Here is a 1,070-nt window from a genome sequence, read left to right as displayed (position 1 = left end):
ATTCGTGTGCCCGCATCCAGGTCGCCGACATCGGCTTCAAGGGCCAGATGATCGACGACGGCCACGGCGGATCGACCGAAGGATTCCAGGTGCACTTGGGCGGCAGCCTCGGCGCCGACAGCGGGTTCGGCCGCAAGCTCCGCCAGCACAAGATCGCCAGTGACGAGCTCGGCGACTACATCGAGCGGGTGGTGCGTAACTTCGTCGAACAACGCGATGACGGCGAACGGTTCGCGCAGTGGGCGATGCGCGCCGACGAAGCGGACCTGCGGTGACCGGGAAAGTGAACGGGTGGACTGAAACCGAGTTGCGGGAGCTGGCCGAACGTGGTGCCGCTGACCTCGACGGGGCCAGCGCCACTGAGCTTTTGCGCTGGACCGACCAGCACTTCGGTGGTGTCCACGGCCCCCGAGCGCCGGCAACCTGCAACTACGTGGTGGCATCCAACATGCAGGATGCGGTGTTGATCGATTTGGCCGCGAAGGTGCGACCGGGTGTGCCGGTGCTGTTTTTGGATACCGGATATCACTTCATAGAAACCATCGGCACCCGGGACGCGACGGAGGCGGTCTATGACATCCACCTGATCAACGTCAGACCTCAACACACCGTGGCCGAACAAGACGAACTGCTCGGCAAAGACCTGTTCGCCCGCGAACCCCACGAGTGCTGCCGTCTACGCAAGATCGTTCCGCTGACCAAAGCGCTGAACGGTTATGCCGCCTGGGTGAGCGGATTACGCCGGGCCGACGCACCTACTCGGGCAAACGCCCCAATGATCAGCTTTGACGAACGCTTCAAGCTGGTAAAGGTCAATCCGCTGGCCGCCTGGACCGACCAAGACCTCACCGACTACATCAACGACAACAATGTCTTGGTCAATCCTCTTGTGCAGGACGGCTATCCATCGATCGGCTGCGCCCCGTGCACGGCTAGGCCGGTCGTGGGTGGTGACCCGCGCAGCGGACGCTGGCATGGGCGGTCCAAAACCGAATGCGGGCTGCACAGCGCATGAGCACACTGGTATTGACCGCACACGGCAGCAAGGATCCGCGGTCGGCCGCCAACGC

The 1,070-nt window shown here is 63.2% G+C and carries 1 protein-coding gene and 1 pseudogene; both read left to right on the top strand.

Translation table 11 applies throughout. The annotated features are described in order from the left end of the window. Nucleotides 1-275: pseudogene (locus AC2VON_RS19730) on the top strand (nitrite/sulfite reductase); the annotation flags it as partial. Next, nucleotides 272-1,015 carry a phosphoadenylyl-sulfate reductase gene (locus tag AC2VON_RS19725; protein ID WP_486954462.1) on the top strand — a complete coding sequence of 248 codons (744 nt, stop codon included), beginning with the start codon at nt 272-274 and terminating at the stop codon, nt 1,013-1,015. The pseudogene AC2VON_RS19730 and the gene AC2VON_RS19725, both read left to right, overlap by 4 nt. The last annotated feature ends 55 nt before the right edge of the window (nt 1,016-1,070 follow it).

This window comes from Mycobacterium sp. TH-M82, assembly GCF_057473605.1.
This window is presented reverse-complemented; position numbering and strand designations above follow the sequence as displayed.